Annotated in this window: 2 protein-coding genes; both read right to left on the bottom strand. The window is 65.9% G+C overall.

Annotated elements, in window-relative coordinates:
* Positions 1-649 (bottom strand): 1-deoxy-D-xylulose-5-phosphate synthase N-terminal domain-containing protein (locus A6M56_RS07510; RefSeq protein WP_286757954.1); only part of this gene is annotated, 649 nt, incomplete at its 3' end.
* A 9-nt stretch (positions 650-658) separates the two neighbouring features.
* Positions 659-907 (bottom strand): polyprenyl synthetase family protein (locus A6M56_RS07505; RefSeq protein WP_286757953.1); only part of this gene is annotated, 249 nt, incomplete at its 5' end.

The raw sequence follows: 907 nt of genomic DNA, 5'->3' as shown, positions 1-907 counted from the left end.
AGCCGAGCATGTGGCGGCCGGCGGAGCGGGCCACGTTGTAGGTCTTGCTGGAAGTCAGGCGGGTCAGGATGTTGTTCAACGCGCCGACCGGCGGCGAGATCGACATCTCGTTGTCGTTGAGGATGACCAGCATGTCGGCGTCGGCGACGCCGGCGTTGTTCAAGGCCTCGAAGGCCATGCCGGCCGACATCGCGCCGTCACCGATGATGGCGACCACCTGCCGGGTTTCGCCTTTCTGCTTGGCGGCCAGGGCCATGCCCAGCGCGGCGGAGATCGATGTCGAGGAATGGCCGACACCAAACGTGTCGTAGGGGCTTTCGCAACGCTTCGGAAAGCCGGCGACGCCGCCCCGCATGCGCAGCCTGTCCATGCCGGCGCGGCGGCCGGTCAGCACCTTGTGCGGGTAGCACTGGTGTCCGACATCCCAGACCAGGCGGTCGTCCGGCGTGTTGAAGACGGTGTGCAGGGCGATGGTCAGTTCGACAGTGCCGAGGTTGGAAGAGAGGTGGCCACCGGTCTGCGATACCGATTCGATCAGGAAGGCACGCAACTCGCTGGCGAGTTGCGGTAGCTGCTTGCGATCCAGCCGGCGCAGGTCGGCCGGGCTGTTGATGCTGTCAAGCAGTGCGGAATGGGAAACTGCGCTCATGGCTTCCGTTCAGAATTGACGGTGGCAGATGAAATCGGCCAGCTGGTTGAGCCGGCTGGCCTGATCGCCGAAGATGGCCAGCGCGTCGCGCGCTTCGGCGCGCAGCTCGTCGGCGTAGGTGCGGGCCCGTTCGAGGCCGAGCAGGGCGACATAGGTCGGTTTGTCGGCGGCTTCGTCCTTGCCGGCTGTCTTGCCCAGCGTGGCGGTGCTGGCCGTGCAGTCGAGGATGTCGTCGACGACCTGAAAAAGCAGGCCGGC

The sequence above is a fragment of the Ralstonia sp. RL genome (assembly GCF_001683835.1).
In the GTDB taxonomy this organism is placed as follows: domain Bacteria; phylum Pseudomonadota; class Gammaproteobacteria; order Burkholderiales; family Burkholderiaceae; genus Ralstonia; species Ralstonia mannitolilytica.
The sequence above is the reverse complement of the archived record's forward strand: the minus strand, read 5'-3'. Positions and strand labels throughout refer to the sequence as shown.